Below are 14,437 nucleotides of genomic sequence, written 5' to 3'. Positions count from 1 at the left end.
GATAAGCCAGTCGAAAGGTACTTAACGAGAACGTTTGGTACTTATATAGTAATGTAAACCAATACGGGGCGGAGTGAAAAAATGGGTTTTGCGGAACATCGACGTAAAATCGCCCCAATGGCCTACCTCCACATCCAGCTTCCGGTTCCAGCTCAGCCCGCCGGAGAAATAGGCTGGAGAATGGTGGTTAGACACGCCCGTATGCAAGCTCAAAAAGGGCCTGACATTTCCCGAGCCAAAGTAGCTGCCAAAGCCTATATCCAGCGCAATGCCAGGCTTAAAGGTACCTTCTAACGGTATGTTGGGGGTGAAGTTAAAGGTCGTTTTTAAAAAGCGGTTTCGGTGTTGTCGGGGTAGGTTCCAGCGGGCGGCTATACCAAAAGAAGCCCGCTGGGTTCGGGCATCGGCTATGAACTGTTCCAGGCCTGCATTAAATCCTACATCAAAGGTCGTTTTAGGTTTGTCTGATTGATAAGCAATCAGTTCGCTGGAAAAAAAACCATTGTATTTCTGCAAATATGCTTTCAGCGCGCCTTCTTTATAGGCCGGAACGGCGGCTTTAAAAGCGGGAGCGTCAGAGCACAAATTCTGGAGCTGCTTTTTATACGCGTCCAGGGTAGCCATGTAGATTTGCCCCTTTACTTCGCGCTGGTATTGGTAGTTATACAGCTCCTGAAGAGTACCTGCTTTCTCCACAAAAAAGCGCTTCTGGCCCTGCTCGTCTCCCCATTTATAGAGTTTCGCCTGCGGGCCATCCAGTAGCAGCTGTAGGTAAAGCGCCGTGGAGTCGGTGGTATGTACTTGCGGTATGGACGTATACACCCGCATGTCGCTGATGTGGGTGAGACCAATCTTTTTGCTGACGTACTTTTCGTTGACCGAGGTTACGAAAAAAGAAGCCACTTTGCTAATGTCAAGTACCTGCGGAGCTTGAGCCAGGGTTTCTTTAAACGTAACCTCCCGGGGGCTCTTCTCCCAGTCATCAAATTTAACAAAGCCACGAATGGTGTCTTTTTGATGGGTAATCAGGTACCCCTCAAGGTACTTGCCCTGCCCGAAGGCAGAAGGAGAAAACAGACAAGCAAGAAATAGAATAAGGACAGCCCTAAGGCTTTGGCGTGAATAGGTAAGCATAACGTGGAGGAGGTGTATAGTCGTTGCGTCTTTATCCGGTAAAGACAAAAGCCGAAGATTTATACCATAAATTGAAACAAATCGGGTTGGTTGTTGAGGTACTCGTAGGTGATGCGGCCTTCGTCGAGCCGCTGGAGGAGCGGCTCGAAGTCTTCGCGTTTTTTGAGCTCGATGCCCACCAACGCCGGGCCCTGCTCGCGGTTGGTTTTCTTAACGTACTCGAAGCGCGAAATATCAACGTCAGGGCCCAGCACGTCCAGAAATTCACGAAAAGCCCCCGAGCGCTGCGGGAAACGGACCATGAAGTAGTGCTTGAGCCCTTCGTAGAGCAGCGAGCGCTCCTTGATTTCTTCGGTGCGGGTGATGTCGTTGTTGCCCCCACCAATGAGCAGTACCACGTTTTTGCCTTTGATTTCGTCCCGGATAAAATCCAGCGCCGCTACCGAGAGCGCCCCGGCGGGCTCAGCCACGATGGCCTCTTCGTTGTAAAGTTGCAGGATGGTCGAGCAGACTTTGCCCTCCGGGATGAGCAGGATGCGATCCAGATTTTGCTTACACACCTCAAAGGTAATGTCGCCCGCCCGGCGTACGGCAGCCCCGTCCACGAATTTGTCGATGTGGTCCAGCGTAAGTACCTGCCCCTCTTCGATGGCTCGCTGCATGGTAGGCGAGCCGAGCGGCTCCACGCCGATGAGCTTGGTTTTGGGCGAAAGCTGCTTGAAAACCACCGAAACGCCGGACGCCAGCCCGCCACCACCGATGGCCATGAGCAGGTAGTCGATCTTGAAATCGGCGTCTTTGAAAATCTCCAGCCCCACGGTACCCTGCCCCTCCATCACCTGTAGGTCGTCGAAGGGATGCACAAAGGTGGCGTCGTGGGTAGTTTGGTACTGCAGAGCGGCATGGTAGGCGTCGTCGTAGGTATCGCCCACGAGTTGAATATCCACCCATTCTTTCCCAAACATGCCTACCTGCTTGATCTTTTGGGCCGGGGTTGTAGTAGGCATAAAGATGGCTCCTTTTACGCCCATTTTCCGGCAGGCGTAGGCTACGCCCTGGGCGTGGTTTCCCGCGCTAGCACAAACTACCCCCTTGGCCAGGGCCTCGGCTGACAGGCTTGCCATTTTGTTGTAGGCACCCCGGATCTTGTAAGAACGGACGATCTGTAAATCTTCGCGCTTGAGGTAGATGTTGGCTTCGTACTGCTCCGACAAATGTAGATTTTGCATGAGCGGCGTGTGGGCCGCTATGCCGCGCAGCCGCTCGGCGGCCAGGAATATGTTATCGAGGTTAGGAAAAACCAGCTCGGATTCGGGCCTACTATTTTTCATAAAAAACGGAGATCTGGACTCAATGTAGCGGACGAATGTACGAATTTCGCACAAAAAAACCCGCAGGATCGAAGCCCGCGGGTTTTGGTAGCGCAGGTACCTGGTGCCAGAAACAGGCCAGCACCCAAAGTACCTTCGCCTCGAAAATTAGCTGTTTTCTGGGCGTAGTGAACGTACCGTAGCGCCCGCTTTCCACATTTCGGACTCGCGGAGCTCGGCCAGTTCTTCTTCCAGCTTCACGCGGTAGTCCGACTGGGAGTTACGCGTAATAGAAATTTTGGCTTGCTCACCGGATTTTACGGAATTGTAAAGCTGCTCGAATACGGGCTTGGTAGCGTCGCGGAAGGGCTTCCACCAGTCCAACGCGCCGCGCTGGGCGGTTGTGGAGCAGTTGGCGTACATCCAGTCCATGCCGTTTTCGGCCACGAGCGGCATTAGCGACTGCGTGAGCTCTTCTACGGTTTCGTTGAAGGCTTCCGAAGGCGAGTGGCCATTGGAACGAAGTACCTCGTACTGGGCCGCAAAGATTCCCTGGATGGCCCCCATCAAAGTACCCCGCTCGCCCGTGAGGTCAGAGGTTACTTCCCGGTAAAAATCCGTTTCGAAAAGGTATCCGGAGCCTACGCCAATGCCCATGGCGATGCACTTGGTACGGGCATTGCCGGTGGCGTCCTGAAACACCGCAAACGAAGAATTGAGGCCTTTGCCTTCCACGAACAAGCGGCGCAGGGAGGTACCTGAGCCCTTGGGAGCTACCAGAAACACGTCCACGTCGGCCGGAGGAACGATGCCCGTTTGGTCTTTGTAGGTGATGCCAAAGCCGTGTGAGAAGTACAATGACTTACCGGCCGTTAGGTACTTCTGTACCGTAGGCCACAGCTCGATCTGGGCGGCGTCTGAAAGCAGGTAGCAGATGATAGTACCCTTCTCCAGGGCCTCCTCGATCTCAAACAGGGTTTCGCCAGGTACCCAGCCGTCGGCTACGGCTTTGTCCCAAGACTTACCACCTTGGCGCTGGCCCACGATCACGTTGAAGCCATTGTCGCGCATGTTCAGGCTTTGGCCGGGGCCTTGTACACCGTAGCCAATGACGGCGATGGTTTCACTACCAAGTACTTCACGGGCTTTTTCGAGAGGGAATTCTTCGCGGGTTACTACTTCTTCTTCAACACCGCCGAAATTTAACTTTGCCATTGATAAACGATTTTTTGTTTTTGGTTTAAAAAGAGTGACGGAGCCTAAGGAGCTCAATCGGATTTATTTATATTTATTTTGAAATGGAAACAGGGGATAACGCGTTATTTTTTTTCCAACTGAGCAGTAAAGAAACTCCCACGGGAAGTCGAATACCCCGTTTTAGGAGGACCGTTTCAGAATAAAAAATCCCATAAAATAGTTTTTGGAATACCGATCCGCTCATAACTGTAAAATCAGAGCCGGCTTCCTCGACGCTACGCTGGTGAAAAGGCAGGATTTTAGATAGTACACGAAAAGCAGCAATGGGAAAAAATAACCAGAAATTAAAATAGCTGCTAAAAAGGATTTGGCCTCGCTTCCTGAATAAGCTGGTGAGTAGCGACTTTGTATAGCGTCTTATGTGATGATTCACGTCGTCGTGCTGGTTCCAGAGGAAATTAAAAGCAGGTACCGTCACGCACACCAGCCCGTCGGGGCGGCAGACCCGTTTCATTTCTTCAACGGCCTTCTGATGCTCTTCGACGTGTTCAATCACGTCAAAAGCACAAACCAGATCGTAAACCTGATCGGGTGAAGGCAGCTCAAGAATAGAACCCTGAATGAGGTCAGGAAGTACATTTTTTTTCGTAAATGCGTAGCACTCCTCATCGTATTCGATGGATTCAACGCTACCAAATTCGCGCAGCAATTCGGAGGTATGGCCCGTGGCGACGCCTACATTTAGGATGCGGAGTGGTTGCTTGGGAAGTTTGTCTCTTAGATGATCCATTATGATCTTATTCCTAACGATAAACCACCAATGTTTACGCTCCAACTGATAGTATTCTTTATAATACGACTGATTCATAATGTTACTTTTTAGGGAAAAGAAAGGGGTAGCATTAATGAAAAAAGGGTACTTACTATCAATACATACTTGATTTGCTTCGGTGGTAAATGCTCCGCCATGATACACAAGCAAAGCAATAAACCTATGAAGCCAAAAGAAAGAGCGCGGGTGCCGTCGGCTACCAGAATGGCGACGATGAGATTGAGGAGCCAGGCGCCCGCTAATAAGACGAAAGTCCACCACCGGCGCACTAAAATTAATAACACAAAGGCACCCAAAATGATCAACCACATTCCCTCGTAGCCCCGGGTGATTTTGTCCCCAAAGATACTTAGGCTCCAGAAAAACGTTTTCTTCGAAAGCTCGGAGTCATGGCCAATGAAAAGCCCCAGGGAATGTTCCATCCAGGTACGGATGAGAAGATACAAGACCCCGCTAGCCACCAGCGCCGCAACCGGAAGTACAACACTTCGCCTTAGCACCAGTTTTCGATGAGCCTCCCAATCGGTTAAGACGGGCCAAAGGTACCAAAGGCCAATGAAAGAGGAATTGATCAAAGCCCTTTCGTCGCACCAGAAGGCCAGCTGGGAAAACAAGAGAATGGCTGCCGGATGCCGAAACCGTAGCATGAGCAGCATAAAGAGAAAGGGAAAAATATCGGCGTGCCCCAGGTAGTTGATATAAAAACAAGAACCCGCGTAGATGGCGGTAAACCCCGTTAGAAAATAGAAAGTATGAATTTTATTCCGAAGTATTTTTTCAACGATTCCGGTAAGTACCAGCAGGAAAGGAATCCCCAGCACCAGATGCAGCAGGTATAACGTGGCTACGTTGAGGTGCAGAAATCGCGCAATCAGGGGAATGGTGATCCGGAAGGTTTGGTTGGCTTCGTGGGTACCGGGCTCGTAGTTCTTTTGCGTAAAGGGGTCCTGACCCTGCTCGATGATGTCGTCCCAGAAAAGCCCGCCTATGGATCCCGGATGGCGCATTTCGTAGTATAAGTTCAAAAGCCCCCGCTCAATGAGAATTGAATTAAACAAAAACAAACTACCCGCCGAAAAGGCCAGGGCCAGACCAATAAGTTTTACCCGCCAAAACGCACTATCCAAAAAGACCGCTAACCTTTTTTCAAGCCAATGAAAAGGAGTCGTTAGGGTTTGGGTACGTTGCATACGGAAGCGAGAGTTGGTGAAAATGGCCCGAAAGTACAGCTATAAATGCTTTACTAGCAAAAAGCCGAGCAATTATCTTAGTCAAAGGTCGGTTTACAACCCGGCCGTTTATGTATATAAAGTACCTATCTTGTTCAATTCCTCTCTACAAATAATACTCCCATTCGGCTTCGGGCAGGTAGTCCACGAGGCTATGGGGAGATTTGCTGACGGCCACCCGGCCCGACCGTACAAACTCTAGGATACCGTGGGGCTTGATGTAGTCAAAGAACTGAAAAATTTCTTCTTCGGTACCCGTTTTCTGAATGGCCACGTAGTCCAGGTGCCAGTACACAACCCACGCCTTATGTACCTTGTTGATGATTTCAATGTCCAGCGCTTTGGAGCCCAGCGGCGTGGCAATCTTGAACAGAGCGATTTCGTTGTACACGATTTCGTCACACAAGTACCCAAATACCGCCAGTACCTCTACGACCTTTCGGATCTGCCGAACCAGCTTTTCCACGGCTTCGCGGGAGTCATGATGAATGACAATCGTAAAACGGGAAACGCCTTTTCGTTCGGTTTCGGAGACGGTGAGGCTTTCGATATTGATGCGGCGGCGGGTGAATAAAATGGTGATCTTATTCAGGATACCGATGGTATTTTCAGTAAAGACACAGATGGTGTAAGTAGTCATGGCTTTGATGGGTCGTCTACTTTAAAAAGGTTAGTCAGGTACCTGGCGCTCTTAACAGAGGCGTATGTCCGAGACACAGGCTCCCGAAGGTACCATAGGGAATACGTTTTCTTCTTTTTCAACAAGTACCTCCAGCAGGTAAGGTTTATCGGATTGCAGGAGCTGGTCCAGTGATTCGCTGAGGCTTTCGCGCTGGGAACAGGTATGGCCGGCGATACCGAATCCTTTGGCGATGGTAATGAAATCCGGATTCTGCAATTCGACAAAAGAGTACCGCTTTTCGAAGAAGAGCTGCTGCCATTGGCGCACCATCCCAAGGTAATTGTTGTTCAGGATGATCGCTTTTACCGGCAGGCCACTCTGCGCAATGGTACCTAGCTCCTGAATCGTCATTTGAAAACAACCATCTCCAATGATGGCGACGACCTCGCGCGAAGGGTCGCCCACTTTGGCTCCAAAGGCTGCCGGAAGCGCGTAGCCCATGGTACCTAGCCCGCCGGAGGTAATGAAGGAGTTGCTTCGTTTGAACTGGTAGTAGCGTGCTGCCACCATCTGGTGCTGGCCTACGTCGGCCACAATAACCGCCTCGCCTTTGGTTTTGTCCGAAAGCATCCGGACTACCTCAGCCATTTTTATTTTCTCGGTCGTAGGCGCGAGCTCGGGCTGCGTAATTTGCTCGTCCTCCATGGCGTCGTATTTTCGGAACTCATTCCGCCAGACGCTGTGGTCGTTGGGTTTTACCAGAGGCAGGAGCATTTGCAGCGCCTGCTTGGCATCACCTACTACGGGTGCTTCGGCTTTTACTACTTTGTCGATTTCGGCCGGATCTATTTCTATATGAATAATTTTGGCCTGCTTGGCGTAACGGCTCGCGTCACCCGTCACCCGGTCGTCGAAGCGCAAGCCCACGCCGATGAGCACGTCGCACTGGTTGGTCAGGATGTTGGTGCCGTAGTTGCCGTGCATACCCAACCAGCCGGCGTAAAGCGGGTGATCTACGGGTACGGATGACAGACCCAAGAGGGTAGAAGCACAGGGAATGCCCGTTTTTTCCACCAGCTCCAGTAGTTCTTTTTCGGCACCGGCCAGTTGCACGCCGTGGCCAAACATCAGAAAGGGTCGCTTGGCCTCATTGATGAGCTTGGCGGCCTTTTCTACCTGATCGGCTTTGGGCGATAAGCGAGGGTGGTAGCTGACCAATTTTTCACAGTAGGTATACGAAAAAGGCCGGGACATGAGCTCCTGCTGGGCATTTTTGGTAATATCAATCAATACCGGGCCGGGGCGTCCACTTTTGGCAATGTAAAAGGCCTTCGCCATGATTTCCGGTACTTCGTCGGCAGAGGTAATCTGATAGTTCCACTTGGTGATGGGCATAGTCACACCAATCACGTCGGTTTCCTGAAAGGCGTCGGTTCCCAGCAAGTGCTTGGCAACCTGCCCAATGACACACACCAGGGGCGTTGAGTCAATGATGGCGTCGGCAACGGCGGTTACGAGGTTGGTAGCGCCCGGACCGGACGTCACCAGGCACACGCCTACTTTGCCCGACAGGCGGGCGTAGCCTTCGGCGGCGTGCCCGGCGCCCTGTTCGTGGCGGACCAGGATGTGATTGATTTGATCTTGATAGTCATAAATAGCGTCATAGACGGGCATGATGGCACCACCCGGATACCCGAAGATGGTTTCTACGCCCTCGGCAATCAGGGAGCGAATCAGGGCGTGCGATCCGTTCAGAATCTCGGGCTGATGGGACAAGTCGGCCAGGGGCTCCGCCTGGCGGGTGACCAGTTGCTTTTCTTTTAATTCCATGACGTTATCTTTATTTTAGTTTGCTGCTGATACGTATTTCTTTACACTTCATCCGTGACGCAACCTTCGCTGGCCGATTTAACGTCGCGGATGTACTTGCCAAGTACCCCGGTAGTAAATAGCGGCTTGGGCTGTACCCAGGCGGCTTTGCGGGCCAACATTTCTTCGTCCGAAATGTGGAGCGTCAGCTCGCGCGTATTGGCATCAATCGTAATGCGATCACCCTCTTGCACCAGCGCAATGGGGCCGCCGTCAAAGGCTTCCGGGGTAATATGGCCTACTACAAACCCGTGGGTACCTCCCGAAAAACGACCATCCGTAATCAAAGCAATTTTGTCGCCCAGCCCCGCGCCCATGACGGCTGATGTAGGCTTCAGCATCTCGGACATGCCAGGTCCACCTTTGGGTCCGGCGTTGCGAATCACCACCACGTTTCCGGCCTTGATTTCACCCTTGGAAAGAGCCTCAATGATTTCCGACTCATGCTCGCAGATTTTGGCGTCGCCCTCAAAGCGGAGGCCTTCCTTTCCGGTGATTTTGGCCACGGCACCCGTTGGGGCCAGGTTACCGTACAGTATCTGAATATGCCCGCTCTTCTTGATGGCTTGGGAAAGCGGAAAAATAATTTTTTGGTTTTCAAAATCCAGATCCGGCGCTTCGGCCAGGTTTTCAGCAATGGTTTTACCCGTTACGGTCAGGCACTCGCCATGGATCAATCCCTCTTGGTGCAGGTACTTCATAAGGGCCGGTACCCCACCAATGGCGAGTATGTCTTCCATGTAGTACTTGCCGCTAGGCTTGAGGTCGGCGATGTAAGGAGTACGGTCGCTGATGGCCTGGATGTCGTCCAGGGTGAGAGGGATTCCGGCGGAGCGGGCAATGGCCAGGTAGTGGAGGGTGGCGTTGGTAGAACCACCGAGCGCCATGACCACCGTCAGGGCATTCTCTAGCGACTGGCGCGTGATGATTTCTTTGGGCGTCAGGTTGAGCTCCAGGAGCTTTTTCATGGCAACCCCTATTTTCTTGCATTCCTCCTGTTTCCCTTCGTGCGTGGCCGGGTAGCTGCTGCTAAAAGGAAGGCTCAGCCCCATGGCTTCAATCGAAGCGGCCATGGTATTGGCCGTGTACATGCCACCGCAGGCCCCTTGGCCTGGAATGGCGTTCTGGATCACGCCTTCGTAGTCTTCATCGGATATGTTCCCCGCAAACTTCTTTCCTAAGGCCTCAAAAGCGGAGACAATATCCAGTTTTTGTCCCTTGTAGTGTCCCGACCGGATCGTTCCGCCGTAAACCATAATGGCCGGGCGATTGAGGCGGGCCATGGCCATTACGGCCCCGGGCATATTTTTGTCGCAGCCTACCACCGCAATGACGCCATCGTACCATTGGGCCATCACTACGGTTTCGATCGAATCGGCAATGAGGTCACGGCTTGGGAGCGAATAACGCATGCCGTCGTTGCCGTTGGTCATACCGTCCGAAACACCGATGGTATTGAAAATTAATCCCACCATTTCGTTGGCTTGAATTCCCTGCTTGACATAGACCGAGAGGCCATTCAAGTGCATGTTGCAAGGGTTACCTTCGTAGCCGGTGCTGGCTATACCAATTTGAGGCTTAGCCATATCGGCTTCCTTAAGACCAATCCCGTACAGCATGGCTTTAGCGGCTGGATTGGTCACTTCTTGGGTAAGCGTGCGGGAAAATTTGTTTAGTTCCTGAGACATAAGGGCTAATCAGCTGGTTATACAGTAAGGCCAATCTGGTATCATTCAGGCTGGCTAAAGTTCAAGTGGGTACTTTTAATTACTTTATTTATAAAAACGCCTCACTCAAGGAGTATGTGAGTGAGGCGTTCGAGCTAGGTACCGCGTTTCACTCACCTCTTAGCAGAGGACAACGAGTAGAATAACGAGTAGTACCAAGCCTGGCATAATTAAAGAAATTTTTCTGACAGTGAAATTTCGCTAAATATTGAATTTGCATTACAAAGAAGAGCGGTATCTTTTTATTTTCCAAATTATCTACCTCCTTTTTTGTATAATTCTTAGTTTTATGTCAGTATTGTGCTCAGAAATGCCTATTGAATTTAAAAATAATTATTTTTGATCTTCAACAAGTACTATTTATAAGTACCTCTCAAGATGACTACTGAAACGACTTCTCATTACGATCATCTGGAAAGGATGACGGTTAAAGAGCTACTAACCTGTATTAACCAGGAAGACAAAACGGTGCCTCAGGCAGTAGAACGGGCTATTCCTCAATTAGAGGCTTTAGTAGAACAAATCGTGAAGCGTATGCGTCAAGGCGGACGTTTGTTTTACATCGGTGCCGGCACAAGTGGCCGATTGGGCGTAGTAGATGCATCAGAGTGCCCGCCTACCTACGGAGTGCCCCACGACCTGGTGATTGGTATTATAGCGGGAGGCGACCAAGCCATTCGCCGAGCCGTTGAATTTGCGGAAGATGATGCCGAGCAAGCCTGGAAGGACCTACAGAAATATCACATTACGGAACTGGACACGTTAGTAGGAATAGCAGCTTCGGGACGCACACCTTATGTTATCGGCGGGCTGGTCGAAGCACGCAAACAAGGGGTACTTACCGGTTGCATTGTGTGTAACGAAAACTCGGCCGTAGCCGAGGCCGCCGCGTATCCCGTAGAGGTAGTCGTGGGGCCCGAGTTTGTGACGGGCAGCACCCGCATGAAAGCAGGTACGGCCCAGAAGCTCGTACTAAATATGCTCTCTACGTCCGTGATGATCCAATTGGGGCGAGTGAAAGGAAATAAGATGGTGGATATGCAGATGACCAACCATAAGCTGGTGGAGCGCGCGATTGGGATGGTGATGGACGAGCTAAGTACCACGCGCGAGGAAGCAGAAGCGCTGCTGGATGCGCACGGCAGCGTGCGGGGGGCTATTGAAGCAGGACGTACCTAAAAACGCAACTCTCATTACCTACTTGTACTTTTTTAAACAACCAACTTGTATGAAAGCGGCCCTACTCGAACAACTTCATCAGCCTTTACGCTATACTGAAGTACCTACGCCTACCTGCGGGCCAGGCGAGGTACTTGTAGAACTAAAAGCAGCAGCTCTCAACCACCGTGACGTATGGATTCAAAAAGGCCTTTACCCTAACATCAAAACACCCCTTGTATTAGGCTCCGACGGAGCCGGGGTAGTGGCACAGGTAGGAGAAGGTGTAGCCGACTACTGGTTGGGAAAAAAAGTAGTGATCAACCCATCCCACCACTGGGGCGACCACCCTGGCTACTATGGGGATGATTACAAAATCCTGGGCTTACCCGACCAAGGTACCTTTGCAGAATACGTAAAAGTGGAAGCCCGGTACCTGGCCATGAAGCCTAGCCATCTTTCATTCGAGCAAACCGCCACACTTCCGCTGGCGGGCCTTACCGCCTGGCGGGCCCTCATGACGCGGGCGTCTTTTCGGGAAGGTGAACGGGTCCTGGTGACGGGTGCAGGCGGAGGGGTAGCGCTGTTTGCGGTACAATTTGCGCTGGCGGCGGGAGCAGAAGTGTGGGTTACGTCCGGCTCCGACGAAAAGATCCGTAAAGCAGTTGCACTTGGTGCTCGGGGGGGCGTCAATTACAAAGTACCTACCTGGTACCGCGACCTGCTCATGAAGGTCCGAGCACCCAAGCGGGGGTACTTTGACGTCATCATTGATGGTGCGGGCGGTGCAGGCTTCGCGCGTCTTCTCGACCTGGCCGCTCCGGGTGGGCGCATCTGTTTTTATGGAGGCACTGCCGGGAACATTACGGACGTAGTACCGGCGAAAGCGTTCTTCAAACAGCTTACTATACTAGGTACTACCATGGGGACCGAAGCCGAGTTTGAAGCGATGCTTCGTTTTGTAGAAGATCAAGAACTTATGCCAGTAGTTGATGAGCTCTATCCGCTCCAGGAAGCCGAGCACGCGCTTCGGCGCATGGATGCTGGGGAGCAATTTGGCAAAATCGTATTGACCATTGAGTCCTAAATAGATGCCCAAAGGTTGTTACTGAAGAAGTTATACACCAGAAAGGGTAGTTATCCACACAGTCGATGTGGATAACTACCCTTTCTGGTGGAAATCAAGCTCCCGTGCTTGAACTTTTAAGCCAGAACCGCATCATAAATCTGAACTCGGTCCCAAAGGTGTGCGCAGTTTTCCACAAACTTTAAGTGAACTGGATGCTCCTGATAAATATCGTGAGCCGCTTGGTCCGTAAATACCAATACCAGTGAAAAGTCGTAAGAATGATCGATCACCGGCCGACGCGTCTCGGCGGGGACCCCCACGTAGGCGGTGTGAACGGCTTCAATACTTTCGAGCGTTTTTAAACCGGCCAACAGCGCTTGCTGCGCCTCGGTGTTGTCTTTTTCTTTAAGCCAAAAGTAAACGGAGTGTACAAACATGGTAAGATAGGTTGAATGGGAATAAAGGTAGAGTAAAAGGTACCTATTGACAAAGGTAAAAAATGTTGGATAAATACAGCTTACAGAATCTGGAAGGACTACTTGGTAACCATTCGCTTCACAGTCAGAAAAGCTTCTTCCGCCCATAATTTATACATTTTTCCAGAAAAGTGAAGATTGTCCGAAGCAATCAGGCTAGGGTTATTCAGGGCCGTTCGGGATAGAGGGGTAATGTCTATAAATAGAATACCCGCCTTGGCACATTCTTCTTTGGCTACGGTGTTGAAAGCATCAATCTCAGTGGCCGTCTTTTGGCGTCGCGATAGGCCCGCGGGCGTAACGCCCCAATCGGGAATGGAAAGTACGAAAACCCGCTCCGGCCGTCCGCGAGCAAAGTGGGTACTAAGGTCAAGCAATTCTTTAAATTCCGTCCGGTAGCGCCCTAGGCTTTGGCCCCGGTATTGATTGTTGACACCAATCAGCAAAGACACCAGGTCATAGGTAGATGTGTCCTTGGCTTGCTGAATAGCAAATTGCAGCTCGGCCGTGGTCCAGCCAGTCTGGGCCAGGATGGTAGGTACCTGTAGCGGAACGCCTTCTTCCCGCAGCATCGCGGCCAGCTGCACAGACCAGCGCTCGGAAACCGGTACGCTCTCACCAATGGTATACGAGTCGCCCAAGGAAAGGAAGCGGTACGCCGGGACCGGAACGATATCGGGCGAAGCGGGAACGGTAGAGGATATAGGATCGGAGAGGCAGGCCAGCAGGCTCAGCGCAAGTCCGGCTACTGAGAGGAATCCATTCATTCGGCTTTTTCGAGTTTGAAGGTGAACGTCGTGCCTTTATCGAGCTTACTCATGACGGCAATCTTAGAACCGTGCCCATTCAGGATATGTTTCACAATGGCCAGCCCGAGGCCCGTTCCGCCGCGCTCCTTGGATCTACTTTTGTCTACCCGGTAAAAGCGTTCAAAGATCCGGGTGAGGTGTTCGGGCGGTATGCCGGGCCCGTTGTCGCGGACGGATACTCCAAAGTGCTTCTTTTCTTCGTCGAAGTGGATGATCACCTTACCTCCTTCGTGGTTATATTTGATGGCATTTTCGATGAGGTTGACCATCACCTGCTCAATGCGCTGCGGATCTGCCCTCACGCGCACTTCGGGTAGTTTGTCGGGCTTTACCTTCAGCGTCACCTTTCGATCCTGCGCAATTTTTTCCAGCCGCTCCAGTACATCATCCGTCACGAGCCGTAGGTCAACCACCTCTATGTTCATCTTGATGGCTCCCGTTTCCATTTGCGACAGGGTCACCAGGTCTTTAACCAGCGCGTCCAATCCGTCCAAACTCTTGGCGGCTTTTTTAAGGAAGCGGTCCCTGACATTTTCGTCGTCGATGGCTCCGTCGAGCAAGGTATGGATAAAACCCTGCGCAGCAAAGATGGGGGTTTTGAGCTCGTGCGATACATCCGCCAGAAACTCGCGCCGAAACTGCTCGAGCTTTCGGAGTTCCTCGATTTCTTTTTGCTTCTTGGCTACATACACGAAGATTTCGTCGTTGAGCCGTTTCAGCGGATTATTCTCCCGGATCAAAGATTTTCGTGAAATACTAAAATCTTTGAGTTTCAGCTTATGGATACTGCGGTACATCTTGTTTACCTCGCGGTACACAATGATCTCGATGGTATAAAGTACCAGAAAGAAGGACACCACAAAGCTGGAAACACCCACCACAAACAGCATGCTCGACGTAACATCATTGACGAATGCCAGGAAGGAGGTCGTGATGGCCGAAATAAGAAACGCGAGCAAAAAAGCAAGAAAGCGAGGACTGAGCGACATAGGGAAGGATGGGTTC

The 14,437-nt window shown here is 51.4% G+C and carries 13 protein-coding genes; 2 read left to right on the top strand and 11 right to left on the bottom strand.

Going from position 1 to position 14,437, the window contains the following annotated elements; all coding sequences use genetic code 11:
* Window positions 1–21: 21 nt before the first annotated feature.
* The 8 genes from HNQ92_RS23990 to ilvD form a co-directional block, all read right to left on the bottom strand.
* Entirely contained in the window at window positions 22–1,134 is a 1,113-nt protein-coding gene (locus HNQ92_RS23990) for a hypothetical protein (protein WP_184178189.1), read from the bottom strand.
* A gap of 59 nt (window positions 1,135–1,193) precedes the next feature.
* The gene (gene ilvA, locus HNQ92_RS23985; RefSeq protein ID WP_184178187.1) at window positions 1,194–2,465 is read right to left on the bottom strand and encodes a threonine ammonia-lyase IlvA; all 1,272 of its coding nucleotides are present in this window, start codon (window positions 2,463–2,465) and stop codon (window positions 1,194–1,196) included.
* Between the two features lie 147 nt (window positions 2,466–2,612).
* Window positions 2,613–3,659, bottom strand: a complete 1,047-nt coding sequence (gene ilvC, locus HNQ92_RS23980; protein WP_184178185.1) for a ketol-acid reductoisomerase — start codon at window positions 3,657–3,659, stop codon at window positions 2,613–2,615.
* A 73-nt stretch (window positions 3,660–3,732) separates the two neighbouring features.
* On the bottom strand, window positions 3,733–4,509 hold the full coding sequence (locus tag HNQ92_RS23975; RefSeq protein ID WP_184178183.1) for a class I SAM-dependent methyltransferase: 777 nt from the start codon (window positions 4,507–4,509) through the stop codon (window positions 3,733–3,735).
* Between the two features lie 11 nt (window positions 4,510–4,520).
* Complete coding sequence (locus tag HNQ92_RS23970) at window positions 4,521–5,663, bottom strand: hypothetical protein (protein WP_184178181.1); 1,143 nt, start codon at window positions 5,661–5,663, stop codon at window positions 4,521–4,523.
* Window positions 5,664–5,808: 145 nt separating this feature from the next.
* Complete coding sequence (ilvN, locus tag HNQ92_RS23965) at window positions 5,809–6,342, bottom strand: acetolactate synthase small subunit (protein WP_184178179.1); 534 nt, start codon at window positions 6,340–6,342, stop codon at window positions 5,809–5,811.
* 51 nt (window positions 6,343–6,393) lie between these two features.
* Window positions 6,394–8,154, bottom strand: a complete 1,761-nt coding sequence (gene ilvB / locus HNQ92_RS23960; protein WP_184178177.1) for a biosynthetic-type acetolactate synthase large subunit — start codon at window positions 8,152–8,154, stop codon at window positions 6,394–6,396.
* Window positions 8,155–8,195: 41 nt separating this feature from the next.
* Window positions 8,196–9,881, bottom strand: a complete 1,686-nt coding sequence (gene ilvD, locus HNQ92_RS23955; protein ID WP_184178175.1) for a dihydroxy-acid dehydratase — start codon at window positions 9,879–9,881, stop codon at window positions 8,196–8,198.
* Between the two features lie 417 nt (window positions 9,882–10,298).
* On the opposite strand from ilvD, the gene murQ reads away from it, so the two are divergent.
* A complete protein-coding gene (murQ, locus tag HNQ92_RS23950) occupies window positions 10,299–11,099 on the top strand; it encodes an N-acetylmuramic acid 6-phosphate etherase (protein WP_184178173.1) in 801 nt (266 codons plus the stop codon).
* A gap of 49 nt (window positions 11,100–11,148) precedes the next feature.
* Entirely contained in the window at window positions 11,149–12,165 is a 1,017-nt protein-coding gene (locus tag HNQ92_RS23945; protein WP_184178171.1) for a zinc-binding dehydrogenase, read from the top strand.
* 116 nt (window positions 12,166–12,281) lie between these two features.
* Here the strand turns inward: HNQ92_RS23945 and HNQ92_RS23940 are convergent, their stop codons facing one another.
* The 3 genes from HNQ92_RS23940 to HNQ92_RS23930 all read right to left on the bottom strand — a co-directional run bounded on the left by HNQ92_RS23940 (window position 12,282) and on the right by HNQ92_RS23930 (window position 14,421).
* Window positions 12,282–12,584 (bottom strand): Dabb family protein, encoded by a 303-nt coding sequence (locus HNQ92_RS23940; protein ID WP_184178169.1) that lies wholly within the window; start codon window positions 12,582–12,584, stop codon window positions 12,282–12,284.
* A 98-nt stretch (window positions 12,585–12,682) separates the two neighbouring features.
* Entirely contained in the window at window positions 12,683–13,390 is a 708-nt protein-coding gene (locus tag HNQ92_RS23935; RefSeq protein WP_184178167.1) for an SGNH/GDSL hydrolase family protein, read from the bottom strand.
* Window positions 13,387–14,421 carry a sensor histidine kinase gene (locus HNQ92_RS23930; RefSeq protein WP_184178165.1) on the bottom strand — a complete coding sequence of 345 codons (1,035 nt, stop codon included), beginning with the start codon at window positions 14,419–14,421 and terminating at the stop codon, window positions 13,387–13,389. The genes HNQ92_RS23935 and HNQ92_RS23930 overlap by 4 nt, the downstream gene beginning before the upstream one ends.
* Window positions 14,422–14,437 lie beyond the last annotated feature (16 nt).

It is taken from the genome of Rhabdobacter roseus, from assembly GCF_014202275.1.
GTDB classification, from domain to species: domain Bacteria; phylum Bacteroidota; class Bacteroidia; order Cytophagales; family Spirosomataceae; genus Rhabdobacter; species Rhabdobacter roseus.
Note: the sequence above shows the minus strand (reverse complement) of the source record. Positions and strands in the feature narration are given on the sequence as shown.

Coding starts and splice junctions, on each gene's coding strand:
- HNQ92_RS23970 (WP_184178181.1), bottom strand. CDS start 5,663: ATGCAACGTACCCAAACCCTAACGACTCCTTTTCATTGGCTTGAAAAA.
- HNQ92_RS23975 (WP_184178183.1), bottom strand. CDS start 4,509: ATGAATCAGTCGTATTATAAAGAATACTATCAGTTGGAGCGTAAACAT.
- ilvN (WP_184178179.1), bottom strand. CDS start 6,342: ATGACTACTTACACCATCTGTGTCTTTACTGAAAATACCATCGGTATC.
- ilvD (WP_184178175.1), bottom strand. CDS start 9,881: ATGTCTCAGGAACTAAACAAATTTTCCCGCACGCTTACCCAAGAAGTG.
- ilvB (WP_184178177.1), bottom strand. CDS start 8,154: ATGGAATTAAAAGAAAAGCAACTGGTCACCCGCCAGGCGGAGCCCCTG.
- HNQ92_RS23935 (WP_184178167.1), bottom strand. CDS start 13,390: ATGAATGGATTCCTCTCAGTAGCCGGACTTGCGCTGAGCCTGCTGGCC.
- HNQ92_RS23990 (WP_184178189.1), bottom strand. CDS start 1,134: ATGCTTACCTATTCACGCCAAAGCCTTAGGGCTGTCCTTATTCTATTT.
- HNQ92_RS23945 (WP_184178171.1), top strand. CDS start 11,149: ATGAAAGCGGCCCTACTCGAACAACTTCATCAGCCTTTACGCTATACT.
- ilvA (WP_184178187.1), bottom strand. CDS start 2,465: ATGAAAAATAGTAGGCCCGAATCCGAGCTGGTTTTTCCTAACCTCGAT.
- HNQ92_RS23930 (WP_184178165.1), bottom strand. CDS start 14,421: ATGTCGCTCAGTCCTCGCTTTCTTGCTTTTTTGCTCGCGTTTCTTATT.
- murQ (WP_184178173.1), top strand. CDS start 10,299: ATGACTACTGAAACGACTTCTCATTACGATCATCTGGAAAGGATGACG.
- HNQ92_RS23940 (WP_184178169.1), bottom strand. CDS start 12,584: ATGTTTGTACACTCCGTTTACTTTTGGCTTAAAGAAAAAGACAACACC.
- ilvC (WP_184178185.1), bottom strand. CDS start 3,659: ATGGCAAAGTTAAATTTCGGCGGTGTTGAAGAAGAAGTAGTAACCCGC.